Here is a 13,912-nt window from a genome sequence, read left to right as displayed (position 1 = left end):
TCTCACAAAAACAGTCAGTCGTTGAGCAAGCGCCCGTGGCGCAAAGGCTCGCGCCCCGCCACTTTAGCCAGCCAGAAACCGGGTTGGGCATAACGCAGTCGCTCAACGGCAAATAACACGCCGGAGGTGCCTGCGCATACCGTACTGACCCGGTCAGATAAAGGATCAATCACTTCGAACAGCGGCTCGCCAGTCTCTACCCAGGCGCCCACCGGTCGTAAAAAACTCACCACACCGGGGTGCGGTGCAAATAACAGCTCAGTGCCTTCAAACGGCATCCCTTCGCACGTTTCATACTGCGCAGAAGGCCATTGGCCCGTGATCAGCCCCTGCTCGGCCAGAAACGCCAGAATGCCCTCGGCATAAGCTTCGGCCTCTGGGCGTCCGGTGTCGGCCTGCCCTCCCAGCTCCAGCGTGGTCGACATGCAAGCCAAAGGGATCTGCGCGTCGCTGAACTGGCGCTGCAACCGCAACCAGGGCACCGAACAGGCTTCATCGAAGGAACTGCCGCCCGAATCTTCGGCCAACAGCCCTACACGCACATCCAGCTGCGCAGCCAGAGAACGCCACTGCGGCCAATGCTGAGGCAAGGCGTACATGTGCAGTGCGGCGTCGGTCTCGCAATGCAAGTCGAGCACAATGTCAGCACTGCAGGCATGGCTGAGCAGCACACGCTGCATACCTTGCAACTGACTGGTCGCAGGGGGCAGTTCAGACAATACATCCATCATCGCCTGACGGATCAGTCGGGTGTTGGCGTGGGGGTCATCCCCCAGGCACCCGGCCAGTCTCTGCGCTACCGGCTCGCTCAACTCAACGAAATCACGGTTGAAATTCTTGCCGCTGCCAAACTCAAAGCGCCCCTGATGGCTGCCCTGCAGCAATTGGCCAAGCCCCAGGGGATTGGCCACGGGCACCAGCTCGATCACACCGTTCAAGGCGCCTTGTGCTTCAAGCTCGGCCAGACGTTTCTTCAGCTCCCAGGCACACCGCATGCCCGGCAGTTCGTCGGCATGCAAGCTGGCCTGGATATAGGCCTTGCGCTCACCTGCACCGAAACGAAACACCGTCAAGTGGCGCTCAGAACCCAGGGTACTCCACGGCAACACGTGATCAATACGTTCCATGGGTCAGGCCTTGCGCGGGGCCATGTAGCCCAGCCAGCGGCGCTCGGCCAGTTTGAACAGGCGCACCAGAATGAAGGTCAGGCACAGGTAGAAAGCACCTGCCGTGATGTAGGCCTCAAACGGCAAGTAGTACTGCGCATTGACGGTACGTGCAGCGCCCGTAATGTCGATGAGGGTCACGATGGAGGCCAGACTGGTGGTCTGCAACATCATGATCACTTCGTTGCTGTATTGCGGCAGCGCCCGGCGCATGGCCGACGGCAGCAAAATACGGCGGTACATTTTGGACCGCGACATCCCCATGGCCTTGGCCGCCTCAATCTCGCCATTAGGCGTGGCCCTGAGGCTACCGGCAATGATTTCTGCAGTATAGGCGCTGGTGTTGATAGCAAACGCCAGGCATGCGCAGAAGGTTGCGCTGGACAGCAGTGGCCACATGAAGCTGTCACGAATGACTTCGAATTGGGCCAGGCCGTAGTAGATCAAAAACAGCTGTACCAGCATCGGCGTGCCGCGAATCACGTAGGTAAACAGCCAGGCCGGGAAGTTGACCCACGCCTGCTTGGAAACCCGCATCAGCCCCAGTGGCACTGCTGCGAGCAGACCGAAAAAGAGTGAAATGCCCAGCAATTTCACGGTTTCCAGCAGCCCGCTCAAGTACAGCGGCATGCTGGCCCAGATGACGTTGTAGTCAAAGATCATAGCTCAGCCGCCCTTACGCCTACCGAGTAGCGCTTCTCAAGTTGTCGCAACGCCAGCAGCGAAACACTGGTCAACACCAGATACATCGCTGCTACGGCCAGGAAGAAGGTGAACGGCTCGCGGGTGGCATCAGCCGCCTGCTTGGCCTTGAACATCATGTCTTGCAAGCCGACCACCGAAATCAGGGCCGTGGCTTTGGTCAATACCAGCCAGTTATTGGTAAAGCCCGGAATCGCCAGGCGAATCATCTGCGGCACCAATACCCGGAAAAACACCTGAAACGAACTCATGCCATACGCCATGCCGGCCTCAGCCTGCCCCTTGGGGATGGCCATGAACGCACCACGAAAGGTTTCGGACAGGTAGGCACCGAAAATGAAGCCCAGGGTGCCGATACCGGCCGCCAGCGGATTCAAGTCGATATAGTCGTCGTAGCCCAGCATCGGCGCCACGCGATTGAGCAAATCCTGGCCACCGTAAAAAATCAGCAAAATCAGCACCAGATCGGGAATCCCGCGGATTACCGTCGAATACAGATCGCCCATCCAGGCCAGCCAGCGTACCGGCGACAAGCGTAACGAAACACCGATCAGACCTAGAACAATGGCCAGGGCCATGGACGACAAGGCGAGCTGAAGCGTCAGCCAAGCGCCATCGAGGATGACAGCCCCGTAGCCTTTCAACATGATTCAGGTCCTCAGAAATGGGGATGAAAAAATGGCGCAAACTTCAGAGAATCTGTTGCTTGCGCCATTTCGGACTTACCGCTGCGATGTATTACTGACCGTAAATATCGAAGTTGAAGTATTTGTCCTGGATTTGCTTGTACTTGCCGTTTTCACGGATAGCGGTAATTGCAGTGTTGATCTTGTCTTTGAGGGCATCGCCCTTGCGCACTGCGATACCTACGCCGTCACCAAAATATTTGACGTCGGTGAATGCCGGACCTGCAAATGCATAGCCTTTACCCGCCGGGGTTTTCAGGAAACCGTCTTCGAGCAGGGTGGCGTCTGCAACGGTGCCATCAAGGCGGCCCGCTTCTACGTCCAGATAGATTTCGTTCTGCGAACCGTAAGGAACAACGGTTGCACCTTTAGGCGCCAGAACTTCCTTGGCGAAACGGTCGTGGATCGAACCGCGCTGTACGCCGATTTTCTTGCCCTTGAGCTCTTCAAGGTTATCGCCGACCACAGTGCCTTCCTTCATCACCAGACGTGCCGGAGTGAGGTAGTACTTGTTGGTGAAATCAACCGACTTCTTGCGGTCTTCGGTAATCGACATCGAGGACAGGATGGCATCGATCTTGCGCACTTTCAGCGCAGGGATCAGACCGTCGAATTCTTGTTCGACCCACACACACTTGACCTGCATCTGCTCGCACAGAGCATTACCGATGTCGTAGTCAAAACCCACGATACTGCCATCCGGGGCCTTGGAGGCGAACGGAGGGTACGCCGCTTCAATACCAATCTTCAGAGGTTTATCAGCAGCAAAAGCCTGCAGGGACAGCACGGACAGTGCCAGGGCGCCAAGAAGCACGAGTTTCTTCATCTTAGGACTCCATCGGTAAAGGGCAATAAATGCAGAGTGAGCCTAGGCCCAATATGCGGAGGTTAAACCGGGAATGCGGCGCCACGTCCTACTGGCGTTGCACTGGGATCAGCACAACAACGACGAGCGAGTGATCGGCATTCTAACGACAGGCTTCAAGCCGTAATTTCTTCAATGCGACAACTAATTACAGATGCACCGAAAAAGGCGACCCTAGGCATTGACAGCTCTCCAAAATAATGCAAGAGCAAAAGATGTAGAACCTATATGAGTTGCAAATAGCGGGCCTATTATTCGCAAACCCTTCTATTCCGGCAAGTGTAGCGTTTCATCTTATTTTATGACGGGCTGAAAAGGGCTCTAAATCAGTGCTTTGGGTATCGCAAAGCCCCACCTTGGAGCAGCCGGTTACACATTCGGTAACACTGAGGGCCTACACCTACAGGAGCAACCGTCTTACTGGCCCTAAATGCCCGCTCCCACTGCAGATTCCAGGCCACCATAAAAAAGCCCCGCCAGGCAACGCCGGACGGGGCTCGATGACACTCAGCACGTGTTATGCGACTTTCATGCCTTTGTGGGTTTCAATCAAGTGCTGCACCACACCCGGGTCAGCCAGGGTAGAGATATCACCCAGACCATCGTATTCACCGGTGGCAATCTTGCGCAAAATGCGGCGCATGATTTTGCCCGAGCGGGTTTTCGGCAGCCCCGGTGCCCACTGGATGACATCCGGCGAGGCGATCGGGCCGATTTCCTTGCGCACCCAGTTTTTCAACTCAAGGCGCAGCGCTTCACTCGGCTCCTCGCCACCATTGAGCGTGACGTAGACATAGATCCCCTGCCCCTTGATGTCATGCGGCACGCCGACAACTGCGGCCTCGGCAACTTTAGGGTGCGCCACCATCGCGCTTTCGATTTCGGCGGTACCCATCCGGTGGCCGGACACGTTGAGCACGTCATCCACGCGACCCGTGATCCAGTAGTAGCCATCCTCATCGCGACGCGCGCCGTCACCGGTGAAGTACATGCCACGGAAGGTCTTGAAGTAGGTGTCGACGAAACGGTCGTGATCGCCATACAGGGTCCGCGCCTGCCCCGGCCACGAATCCAGAATCACCAGGTTGCCTTCGGCAGCCCCTTCTATAAGGTTACCCAGGTTATCCACCAGCCCCGGCACCACGCCGAAGAACGGACGCGCCGCAGAGCCAGGCTTGAGTGCGTGCGCCCCCGGCAGCGGGCTCATCATGCAAGCACCGGTCTCGGTCTGCCACCAGGTATCCACGATCGGGCAACGCTCCTTGCCCACGGTTGTGTAGTACCAGTTCCAGGCCTCAGGGTTAATCGGTTCGCCCACCGAACCCAGCAAACGCAAGCTGGAGCCATCGGCATCCTTAACCGCAGCCTGACCTTCAGCCATCATGGCGCGAATGGCGGTTGGCGCGGTGTAGAGAATGTTGACCTTGTGCTTGTCGACAATTTTCGACACGCGGGTGATGTCCGGATAGTTCGGCACACCTTCAAACAACAGGGTGGTCGCGCCATTGGCCAATGGCCCGTAAACGATATAGGTGTGACCGGTCACCCAGCCCACATCGGCCGTGCACCAGTAAATCTCGCCAGGACGGTAATCGAACACGCGCTCGTGGGTCAGTGCCGCATAGAGCAGATAGCCGCCCGTGGTGTGCTGAACGCCCTTGGGCTTGCCGGTTGAGCCAGAGGTATACAGGATGAACAGGGCTTCTTCGGCCCCCATTTCTTTCGGAGCGCAGTGCTTCGAAGCAACGGCCATCAAGTCGTGGTACCAGATGTCACGGTGCTTGTACCAGGCGATGTCGCCACCGGTACGCTTGAACACAATGATCTTCTGCACACTGGAAGTGTCCGGGTTGGTCAATGCCACATCGACATTGGCCTTGAGCGCTGTGCGCTTGCCACCACGCAGACCTTCGTCAGCGGTAATGACCACCTTGGATTTGCAATCGATGATCCGTCCGGCCAGTGCCTCAGGCGAGAAACCACCAAACACCACGGAGTGAATCGCGCCGATCCGGGTACAGGCCAGCATGGCGACTACGGCTTCAGGCACCATCGGCATATAGATAGTAACGACATCACCACGGTGCACATCCTGACCGCGCAGGGCGTTGGCAAGCTTGCACACTTCTTCGTGCAGTTCGCGGTAGGTGATGTTGCGCTGTTCGGAAGGGTCATCCCCTTCCCAGATGATAGCGACCTGATCGCCGCGCTCGGCAAGGTGGCGATCCAGGCAGTTGTAGGAAACGTTGAGCGTGCCATCTGCAAACCATTTGATGTCGACATGATGGTCGTCGAAGGACGTCTGCTTGACGGTAGTAAAAGGCTTGATCCAGTCGAGACGCTTTGCTTGTTCGCGCCAGAAGCCATCCGGGTTGACGACGGACTGCTGGTACATCGCCTTGTAGGTCACCTCGTCAGTCAGCGTGTTGGCAGCGACTTCAGGGCGTACGGGATACAGGGAAGCGGCACTCATGTTTCATACCTCAATGCTTGTAGTTGTTGTTTTATGACCCTGTTTTAGCCGGGCCAAGCCGTGAGATCCATTCGACGTTGGTAGTAAGAAACACGCAAAAAAACTATGGTTTTCCTGCGCAAGGCTCAAGCACAGTACTTACAGCCCGTTACGGCTGGGTGCCCACCTTGCAAACGTCCAAAACCAACCCTGTTTTCGACGATTGTTGCAGAAACTGTCAACAGTCTTTATCAAAACCCCCTCTATATGCCCGTGCGGCGCAGGCCTAAAATTCATCTCGCCAACCAAGGCACCGCGATTAACCCAAGTTACAGCCCCCACGAAGGCAAGTTTAGTCGCTCTTCATCACTCAGTTTCACACACAGCCTCACAAGGGCTGTGTGACCCCACTCGACCTAAAACAGGTAATTTCGAAATGAAAGCGTTGTTAGTTCTGGCTCTGAGCAGTGTGTGTTTAACCGCCATGGCGGATGAAACAAGCACACAGGCTACGCACCAGCAACCTGCCGTTGAACAGTATTCCTACTCTTCCGAACTGGACATTGCCAAAGTGATTTCCATGAGCGAAATCCCCAGCGTCTGCGAAGTCGTACCGGCGCAAATGGTCTACGAAGACTCCCAGGGCATGCAGCACACCCTCGAATACCGCGTGATGGGTAACGGTTGTTCCAACGGCTGATTCATCGCACCCGGTTTATTAAAGCGTTAATCAACTTACTTATATAAGCGATCCCTCGCGGCACTTAATTGCAACTTTCAACGCAACTTATATCGCCCTTGAACAGTTGTGCGCCTGCGCCTGTATCGCACGGGAATTATTAAATGAAACGCTCCTTGATAGTGGCTTTTAGTTTGTCAGTTCTGGCCAGCGCAGCGTTTGCCGCTGACGGTTATGACCGCACTCACGCAGCCAGCTTTACAGAAGACGGCTACAACAGCACACGCTCGGCCAGCTTTGCAGAAGACGGTTACGACAGCACACGCTCGGCCAGCTTTGCCGAAGATGGCTATGACAACACCCGCTCGGCAGGTTTTGCCGAAGATGGTTATGACCGTACCAACGGCCATCGCCTCAGCTGACACCGCATCGACTTAACGCCCGGTTTCGGCCGGGCTTGATCCTGCCTCGCACCAAAGCCCGACTCATTCCCCCTCTAGCCACAGGTCATTCGACCTCTTGGCCCCATGACAAAAAAACTTCTGCTCCTGTAAACCCTCGCCCAGCCCCAGCCTTCCTTAAGCCCAGGATAAATTTAGGGCGTTTCGTCGCATCCCCTGAAAAAAAACTGGCTGAAATACCTTGTGCAAAAGCCGTATACTGCGGCCATCAAAAAGGCTTGATATATCCCCTTGGCGGGCTGTAAATCCACGCTGCTACGGCCTCAAGGCCCAGGGTGAGTGCAGGTAAAACCTCCTCCCCTGAGCGACAGCGGTACAAGCCAACGTACACATTCATGTTTTTGCGTGAGCACAACGCTACTGCAAGCAACATTTCTTAGATCCAAGTGGCCTATGGCCGTGTAAAAACCAAACCATCAGTGTTTTCACACAGCCAACAGGCCCTCACGCAGGAGACGATACGTCATGCTGAGCTGGGACGAATTCGACAAAGAAGACGAAGGCGAAGTCGCTGTTAAAGGCGCCAACGCAGGCCACGCAACCGAAGCCAACATGGACCGCCTCGACGCCGCCGGCGGCGTAGCAGCCCAGGAAGCCCGTGCAGTGACCGCCAGCGACTCGGCCGCGATCATTCGCGCCAAGGCTGCCCTGGACAACCTCGACATCGCTGAAGGTCTGGCCGAACTCGAAGGCGCTTCCGCCCGTGTTGCGGTTGACGAAAAGATGATGATCAACTGCCGCGCCGACCTCAACCAGCTCGTGCCGTTCAAGTACGACTGGGCCTGGCAGAAGTACCTGGACGGTTGCGCAAACCACTGGATGCCGCAAGAAGTCAACATGACCGCCGACATCGCCCTCTGGAAAAACCCGGAAGGCCTGACCGACGACGAGCGCCGCATCGTGATGCGCAACCTGGGCTTCTTCTCCACCGCCGACTCCCTGGTTGCCAACAACCTGGTGCTGGCCGTGTACCGCCTGATCACCAACCCTGAATGCCGCCAGTACATCCTGCGCCAGGCATTCGAAGAGGCGATCCACACCCACGCCTACCAGTACTGCATCGAATCGCTGGCCATGGATGAAGGCGAGATCTTCAACATGTACCACGAGATCCCGTCGGTCGCTAAAAAAGCCACCTGGGGCCTCAAATACACCCGTTCGATCTCCGATCCGAAGTTCGAAACCGGCACCGTTGAGACCGATAAAGAGCTGCTGCGCAACCTGATCGCCTACTACTGCGTTCTGGAAGGCATCTTCTTCTATTGCGGCTTTACCCAGATCCTGTCGATGGGCCGTCGCAACAAAATGACCGGTGTCGCCGAGCAGTTCCAATACATCCTGCGCGACGAATCCATGCACCTGAACTTCGGCATCGATGTGATCAACCAGATCAAAATCGAAAACCCGCATCTGTGGGACGCTGAAATGAAGGAAGAAGCTTCGCAGATGATCCTGCAAGGCACCCAACTGGAAATCGAATACGCTCGCGACACCATGCCGCGCGGCGTACTGGGCATGAACGCCGCGATGATGGAGGACTACCTCAAATTCATCGCCAACCGCCGCCTGTCGCAAATCGGCCTGAAAGAAGAATACCCGGGCACGACCAACCCGTTCCCATGGATGAGCGAAATCATGGACTTGAAGAAAGAGAAAAATTTCTTCGAAACGCGGGTAATTGAATACCAAACCGGTGGTGCATTGAGCTGGGATTGATACGAGGCTTGAGTTAAGCCATACGTAGCAAACAAGAAGGGCCAACGATTGTTGGCCCTTTTTTTTGTGAAAAAATTAACTGCGTGTGGCCAACAGATACGACACCCGTGAATCGACTGGGGGGCAGTCCAACCGAGTGGTCGGTATCTTGAGAGGAGATAAATGAGGCGACTTTTCCGGTCGGGACTTATCAGATAACGAGTTTGATCCACGCCAAAAATAACTGTATAAAAACACAGTATATTTTCAAGCACTGACTCAGCCCTGGAGAACACCCATGCCTCATTCAGCCACGCGCAGTACGTTTGAACGCATTGTCATTAATCAATTTACCCCGCTGCACTGCGCGCAAGCCCGCGAAATGCTTGGCTGGAATCTCGAGTATCTGAGCCAGCAGTCCGGGGTTTCAGTCCCGGCAATTGAACGCTTCGAAGCCCAAGGCCCTGTGCGCGACGTTACCCGGCTGGCCCTCGCCTACAGCCTGGAGGCGCAAGGGCTGGTGTTCTTTCCCGGGTTTGCGCCCGGTCGCGGGGGCAATGTTCGCGGCACTACACCCGACCCGATGGGCCGCGAAGACTTTGCCATGATCGAGTAAACCCCGGCCCTACTACTCCGGGGTGTGTACTTCAAGCCACCAGGCACGCCCTTTGTGGGGCTGCATCAGGTTGAACACTTCCCCCATTTGTGGCGTTGTAATGAGTACATTGCGTTGCTCCGCCAACGCCACAATACGGTCAAACGGCTCGGACCAGGCATGGAAAGCCAGATCAAAGGTGCCGTTGTGAATCGGCATTAGCCAACGTCCATTGAGGTCGATGTGGGCTTGCAGGCTGTGCTCGGGCTGCATGTGTACATGTGGCCAATCGACGTTGTAGGCCCCCGTTTCCATTAGAGTCAGGTCGAATGGTCCCAACTGTTCACCAATCAGCTTGAAGCCGTCGAAGTACCCCGAATCTCCACTGAAGAAAATCCGCACCCCATCAATGATCATCACCCAGGATGCCCAAAGCGTCTGGTTGTGATCAAACAGGCCGCGGCCTGAAAAGTGCTGGGATGGAGTGGCGATAAAACGAATGCCTGCAACATGGGTGTCTTGCCACCAATCCAGTTGCTGAACTTTGCTGGCCTGTACTCCCCATTTGATCAACAGGTCGCCGACACCCAGCGGCGCCAAAAAATGCTGCGTTTTAGCCGCCAGTTGCAACACGGTTTTTTGGTCCAGGTGATCGTAGTGATTATGGGAAAGAATCACGGCCTCCAACGGTGGAAGCTCTTGAAGGCTGATGGGGGGAGCATGGAAACGCTTGGGGCCAATCCACTGCAGCGGTGAGGCACGCTGCGCGTAGACGGGATCGGTCAGCCAGTACTTGCCATTGAGCTTGAGCAGCAAGGTCGAGTGCCCCAATCGATAGACACTGAAGTCAGGTGCCGCAGCCAACTGTTCACAGGTTAACGGCTTGACCGGAATCACACCTGCAGGACGTGTACTCGCAGGCTTTTGAAAAAGCATTCTCCAAAAAATACCCAAGGTCTTGCCAAGACTGGAGGACGGCCGGGCGCCATCATTTCGAAATGCACCTTGATAACGCTCAGCGGGTTTAAGCCGCTCAGCACTGCGTGAGTCGAGTGCCATGGCATGAAGCCTCCGGTGAAAAAATGAGTATTATCTTGCTTTCCGGCCTGTTAGCGGTTGATCGTCATTCTATAAGAACTAACAGTGGCCACAGACATTGTCACCAACGCTGACTCGCCTTCGACTTAATAGAGCTAGTCTGCATCCATAACCGTTCCAAAAATGTGCGGAATATGTGCGATGTATTCTCGACAACGGGTGTCAGCAAGCAATCGGCGGCCCGGATACCCAGCGGTATCCGGACTCATGGTCCAAACATCTCACGCAGATAACCATGGACAATAAAAGAGGCAAAGGCTTGTCGTTTGCCAAGCGTATTTATACGCCACGTGCCATAGGTTCAGGGTTTGGCGGGCTCAGTCTGGTAGCCGCCCTGTACCCTCTCGACAAGCCCATCTGGCTATGGGGACTGCTGCTGTTCAATGCACTCGTATGGCCACACCTGGCATTCCAATTGTCTTCACGTGCGACCTATCCGTATCGGACTGAGCGGCGAAACATCTTGATTGACTCGCTGTGCGGGGGGTTCTGGGCAGCAACCATCCAGTTCAACGCGCTGCCGACAGTCATTATTGTGTCCATGATGATGATGCATAACGTCGCGGCAGGAGGGCCAAGATTTCTCCTGTACGGTGTGTTGGCGCAGCTGGCAGGGGTCCTGATTTCGCTTCTGTTTCTGGGAGCTGCCTTCACGCCTGAAACCAACAGCCTGCAAGTCTATGCCTGCATACCGGTGCTGATTCTTTATCCGTTTTCTGTAGGCATGGTCAGCTATCGCCTGGCGATAACCTTGGCCGAGCATAAACGCGCACTGAGCACCCTGAGCCGCACCGACAGCCTGACCGGGCTGCTCAATCACGGCTCATGGAAAGACCTGCTGCACCTGAGCTTCCTGCAAAGCCGGGAGAGTCGTTCGCCCGCCACCCTGGCCCTGATTGATATCGACCATTTCAAGCAGATCAATGATACCTACGGGCATATCGTCGGTGATTGTGTATTGCGCCAGCTCAGCAAGGAGCTCAAGGACAACTTGCGCGCTCAAGACCTGGCTGGTCGGTATGGCGGTGATGAATTCTGCATCATCCTGCCCAACCGCTCTCTGCATCAGGCCCAGGAAATCATGGAGCGACTGCGTCAGGTATTTTGCAACTTTCAACACGCGGACGAGCCTGAACTGCGGATAAGCGTAAGCCTGAGCATTGGACTGGCCTCTTGCCGCCCCGAGTTTCAAAACGCTTCCACTTGGTTGAATGAAGCCGATAAAGCACTGTATATCGCAAAAAATACGGGCCGTAACAAAATCAGTATCAGCGCTGCAGACACTCTTTCACAGCCGTATTGAATAGCAGCCCAGGAAAAAATAGTGTCCTGGGCTGCTCCACTCAATTGACGCAACGGCGTACAGCCGAAATCTCAGGCACGTCCAGACGCTGCATGTACACACGCAATGGCTCGGTGATGTTCAAACGATCATCAATATTTTGATCCAGTAATAACTGAATCAGCTCGCGCTTGAGGGTCATGGTGTCTGCGCCATCGGCGTGCCAGACAAACTCGCTGGCGGGCGTAATGTTGTCGTCAGCGACATCCATCCCGAAGGAATCCTCACTGAAACGGACAATGTGCTGGCCTGTCTTGCGATTTAAACCGACAAAGCCGTTTAGCTGGTCGGCGGCCTGGCAGATTAGTTGCGAAGTGATACGCATGGTAAACCTCACTGACGAGCCCAGAGGCTCTGGAACGATGGTTTACACGCAAGATTTAACGCCTGCCCCTCTGCCGGGGGCACTGATGTGGCCAAGAATACTGCACATTTGTAAGAAAAAACGCTTAAAACCAAACAAGACACTCGTTTGTGTCGGATTCTTGATAGTACCCATGGCTGCCGTGTTGTTAAAAAGGCGACCTCTATTTTTCTGATTGAAAGGAACTCAACCCATGCCTGACCCTTTTGGCAAAACCGCCCTGCTACTGAGCCTGCTTCTGGGCATGGGCGGCGCACAGGCCGCCAGCGCATCCAGCACGACCGAGGCGGCACTGGCCAACGCTCATGGCATACCGCGTCCTGCAGTGATTGCACATCGGGGTGCCTCCTTCGACGCCCCGGAATCAACAGCAGCAGCCTATACCCTCGCCCGGGACCTGGGCGCCGACTATCTGGAAATGGACCTTCAACGCAGCAAGGACGGGGTTCTGTTTGCGTTACATGACAACAGCCTGTTACGCACCACCGACGTGGCCAAAAAATTCCCGGAACGCAAGGACAGTCCCGCCAGCGCCTTCACGCTGGCCGAGCTTAAAACCCTGGATGCCGGTAGCTGGTTCAATCAGGCTTATCCCGATCGTGCGCGCCCATCCTATGTTGGGCTGCCCATTCTGACGCTGGACGAAATAATCGATATTGCCCAAGGCAACCCGCAACACAAGCCTGGCCTGTACATCGAAACCAAAGAGCCCAAACAGTTCCCGGGGCTTGAGCACGACCTGAAAAACAAACTGAGCGAACGTGGCTGGCTCGAACCGGCAACAACAACGGCAGAGCCTCTGGTCGGCCAGGGAAAAGGCCGGATAATGTTGCAAACCTTTGACAAAAACAGCCTCGAACTGCTGCAAAAAGAAATGCCCAACACACCAAAAATCCTGCTGTTATGGGTCGGTGAAGGCGGTATGACACCGAACACCACTCAGCGCTTCGCCGACTCGGGCGAGAAGGATAAAGCTGCGTATTACGCCAAGCTGCAGCCTAAGGACAAGGCCGAGTTCATCCAGTGGCTCGACTTTGCCAAGGCCAACGGAGCCATCGGTACAGGCCCTTCGGCAGCGTTGACCCGCGGCGGTGACCAGAGCTACTTCGACCTGATCAAGCCGTGGATGAACAAGGCGACCCACGACAAGGGCTTGCTGGTACACGTGTACACCCTCGACGAACCCGTGGACTTCAAGAAGGCAATGGACGCAGGCGTCGACGGTATTTTCACTAACCGCGCAAGCGAACTGCTCACGTACTACCAGCGATCGGCTCCACACAGCGTCAACCAAGTGCTGGAAAAGAATGGCTACTGAAACCGCTAACCTGTAACGGGGTGGAAATTAAGGATGAGTTAAGTTGCGCCGGATAATCTGATCCCACTTAAACACCTCAACCCCAAGGGATTAAACATGAAAGCACTGAATATAGTATTCGCCACTCTTGCCCTGGCACTGACTGCCGGTGTTGCCCAGGCAGATGTACGCCCAGACCATATTCCAGGGCTGATCAAGTCGGGTGAAATCACCTCATTTGAAAAGTTGAATCAAGCGGCGCTGGATAAACACCCAGGCGCAACCATTCTCGATACAGAGCTTGATCATTCCTACGGCAAACTGGTTTATGAAGTTGAATTACGCGATACCAAAGGCGTTAAGTGGGACGTTGATCTCGACGCCAAAACAGCTGAGGTCCTGCAGGACAAACAAGACACTTGAGTTGATTTAAATAAAAAGGCCGCCCCTTATTTATGAAGGAGGCGGCCTTTTTTATTGGCCCAACTCAGGCCTGTATACAAATCCTCC

14 protein-coding genes are annotated in these 13,912 nt (G+C 55.3%); 7 read left to right on the top strand and 7 right to left on the bottom strand.

Going from position 1 to position 13,912, the window contains the following annotated elements:
- Positions 1–14: 14 nt before the first annotated feature.
- From AC19YQ_RS07765 to acs, 5 genes are all read right to left on the bottom strand, one after another.
- Positions 15–1,127: a succinylglutamate desuccinylase/aspartoacylase family protein gene (locus AC19YQ_RS07765; RefSeq protein WP_326397501.1), complete on the bottom strand. Its 1,113-nt coding sequence runs from the start codon at positions 1,125–1,127 to the stop codon at positions 15–17.
- A 3-nt stretch (positions 1,128–1,130) separates the two neighbouring features.
- On the bottom strand, positions 1,131–1,829 hold the full coding sequence (locus AC19YQ_RS07760; protein ID WP_016782124.1) for an ABC transporter permease: 699 nt from the start codon (positions 1,827–1,829) through the stop codon (positions 1,131–1,133).
- Positions 1,826–2,515 (bottom strand): ABC transporter permease, encoded by a 690-nt coding sequence (locus tag AC19YQ_RS07755; protein ID WP_133077307.1) that lies wholly within the window; start codon positions 2,513–2,515, stop codon positions 1,826–1,828. The genes AC19YQ_RS07760 and AC19YQ_RS07755 overlap by 4 nt, the downstream gene beginning before the upstream one ends.
- A 91-nt stretch (positions 2,516–2,606) precedes the next feature.
- Positions 2,607–3,380, bottom strand: coding sequence for an ABC transporter substrate-binding protein (locus AC19YQ_RS07750; protein ID WP_133077306.1), 774 nt, complete (start codon positions 3,378–3,380; stop codon positions 2,607–2,609).
- Positions 3,381–3,936: 556 nt separating this feature from the next.
- Positions 3,937–5,892, bottom strand: coding sequence for an acetate--CoA ligase (gene acs / locus AC19YQ_RS07745; RefSeq protein ID WP_326397499.1), 1,956 nt, complete (start codon positions 5,890–5,892; stop codon positions 3,937–3,939).
- 415 nt (positions 5,893–6,307) lie between these two features.
- Here acs and AC19YQ_RS07740 point away from each other — a divergent pair, with 415 nt between their 5' ends.
- The 4 genes from AC19YQ_RS07740 (at position 6,308) to AC19YQ_RS07725 (ending at position 9,322) form a co-directional block, all read left to right on the top strand.
- The gene (locus AC19YQ_RS07740; protein ID WP_133077303.1) at positions 6,308–6,571 is read left to right on the top strand and encodes a DUF2790 domain-containing protein; all 264 of its coding nucleotides are present in this window, start codon (positions 6,308–6,310) and stop codon (positions 6,569–6,571) included.
- A 143-nt stretch (positions 6,572–6,714) separates the two neighbouring features.
- Positions 6,715–6,972 (top strand): heme utilization protein, encoded by a 258-nt coding sequence (locus tag AC19YQ_RS07735; RefSeq protein WP_219262896.1) that lies wholly within the window; start codon positions 6,715–6,717, stop codon positions 6,970–6,972.
- 504 nt (positions 6,973–7,476) lie between these two features.
- Positions 7,477–8,727: a ribonucleotide-diphosphate reductase subunit beta gene (locus AC19YQ_RS07730; RefSeq protein ID WP_095035466.1), complete on the top strand. Its 1,251-nt coding sequence runs from the start codon at positions 7,477–7,479 to the stop codon at positions 8,725–8,727.
- Positions 8,728–9,004: 277 nt separating this feature from the next.
- Entirely contained in the window at positions 9,005–9,322 is a 318-nt protein-coding gene (locus AC19YQ_RS07725) for a helix-turn-helix domain-containing protein (RefSeq protein WP_133077301.1), read from the top strand.
- Between the two features lie 12 nt (positions 9,323–9,334).
- On the opposite strand, the gene AC19YQ_RS07720 is transcribed toward AC19YQ_RS07725, so the two are convergent.
- Positions 9,335–10,360, bottom strand: a complete 1,026-nt coding sequence (locus AC19YQ_RS07720) for an MBL fold metallo-hydrolase (RefSeq protein WP_133077300.1) — start codon at positions 10,358–10,360, stop codon at positions 9,335–9,337.
- Between the two features lie 274 nt (positions 10,361–10,634).
- Between AC19YQ_RS07720 and AC19YQ_RS07715 the strand changes: the two genes are divergently transcribed.
- Complete coding sequence (locus tag AC19YQ_RS07715) at positions 10,635–11,702, top strand: diguanylate cyclase (protein WP_326397497.1); 1,068 nt, start codon at positions 10,635–10,637, stop codon at positions 11,700–11,702.
- A 40-nt stretch (positions 11,703–11,742) separates the two neighbouring features.
- Here AC19YQ_RS07715 and AC19YQ_RS07710 read toward each other — a convergent pair whose 3' ends face one another.
- The gene (locus AC19YQ_RS07710; protein WP_133077298.1) at positions 11,743–12,066 is read right to left on the bottom strand and encodes a DUF2025 family protein; all 324 of its coding nucleotides are present in this window, start codon (positions 12,064–12,066) and stop codon (positions 11,743–11,745) included.
- 232 nt (positions 12,067–12,298) lie between these two features.
- Here AC19YQ_RS07710 and AC19YQ_RS07705 point away from each other — a divergent pair, with 232 nt between their 5' ends.
- Entirely contained in the window at positions 12,299–13,423 is a 1,125-nt protein-coding gene (locus AC19YQ_RS07705) for a glycerophosphodiester phosphodiesterase (protein WP_133077297.1), read from the top strand.
- 96 nt (positions 13,424–13,519) lie between these two features.
- Positions 13,520–13,825: a PepSY domain-containing protein gene (locus AC19YQ_RS07700; RefSeq protein WP_133077296.1), complete on the top strand. Its 306-nt coding sequence runs from the start codon at positions 13,520–13,522 to the stop codon at positions 13,823–13,825.
- Positions 13,826–13,912: the final 87 nt, after the last annotated feature.

This window comes from Pseudomonas sp. MF06569, from assembly GCF_059862735.1.
Note: the sequence above shows the minus strand (reverse complement) of the source record. Positions and strands in the feature narration are given on the sequence as shown.

Bases quoted from the DNA above. Each gene is read 5' to 3' on its own strand.
- AC19YQ_RS07755 (WP_133077307.1), bottom strand. From the start codon at position 2,515: ATGTTGAAAGGCTACGGGGCTGTCATCCTCGATGGCGCTTGGCTGACG.
- AC19YQ_RS07760 (WP_016782124.1), bottom strand. From the start codon at position 1,829: ATGATCTTTGACTACAACGTCATCTGGGCCAGCATGCCGCTGTACTTG.
- AC19YQ_RS07730 (WP_095035466.1), top strand. From the start codon at position 7,477: ATGCTGAGCTGGGACGAATTCGACAAAGAAGACGAAGGCGAAGTCGCT.
- acs (WP_326397499.1), bottom strand. From the start codon at position 5,892: ATGAGTGCCGCTTCCCTGTATCCCGTACGCCCTGAAGTCGCTGCCAAC.
- AC19YQ_RS07725 (WP_133077301.1), top strand. From the start codon at position 9,005: ATGCCTCATTCAGCCACGCGCAGTACGTTTGAACGCATTGTCATTAAT.
- AC19YQ_RS07715 (WP_326397497.1), top strand. From the start codon at position 10,635: ATGGACAATAAAAGAGGCAAAGGCTTGTCGTTTGCCAAGCGTATTTAT.
- AC19YQ_RS07740 (WP_133077303.1), top strand. From the start codon at position 6,308: ATGAAAGCGTTGTTAGTTCTGGCTCTGAGCAGTGTGTGTTTAACCGCC.
- AC19YQ_RS07750 (WP_133077306.1), bottom strand. From the start codon at position 3,380: ATGAAGAAACTCGTGCTTCTTGGCGCCCTGGCACTGTCCGTGCTGTCC.
- AC19YQ_RS07710 (WP_133077298.1), bottom strand. From the start codon at position 12,066: ATGCGTATCACTTCGCAACTAATCTGCCAGGCCGCCGACCAGCTAAAC.
- AC19YQ_RS07705 (WP_133077297.1), top strand. From the start codon at position 12,299: ATGCCTGACCCTTTTGGCAAAACCGCCCTGCTACTGAGCCTGCTTCTG.
- AC19YQ_RS07720 (WP_133077300.1), bottom strand. From the start codon at position 10,360: ATGGCACTCGACTCACGCAGTGCTGAGCGGCTTAAACCCGCTGAGCGT.
- AC19YQ_RS07735 (WP_219262896.1), top strand. From the start codon at position 6,715: ATGAAACGCTCCTTGATAGTGGCTTTTAGTTTGTCAGTTCTGGCCAGC.
- AC19YQ_RS07765 (WP_326397501.1), bottom strand. From the start codon at position 1,127: ATGGAACGTATTGATCACGTGTTGCCGTGGAGTACCCTGGGTTCTGAG.
- AC19YQ_RS07700 (WP_133077296.1), top strand. From the start codon at position 13,520: ATGAAAGCACTGAATATAGTATTCGCCACTCTTGCCCTGGCACTGACT.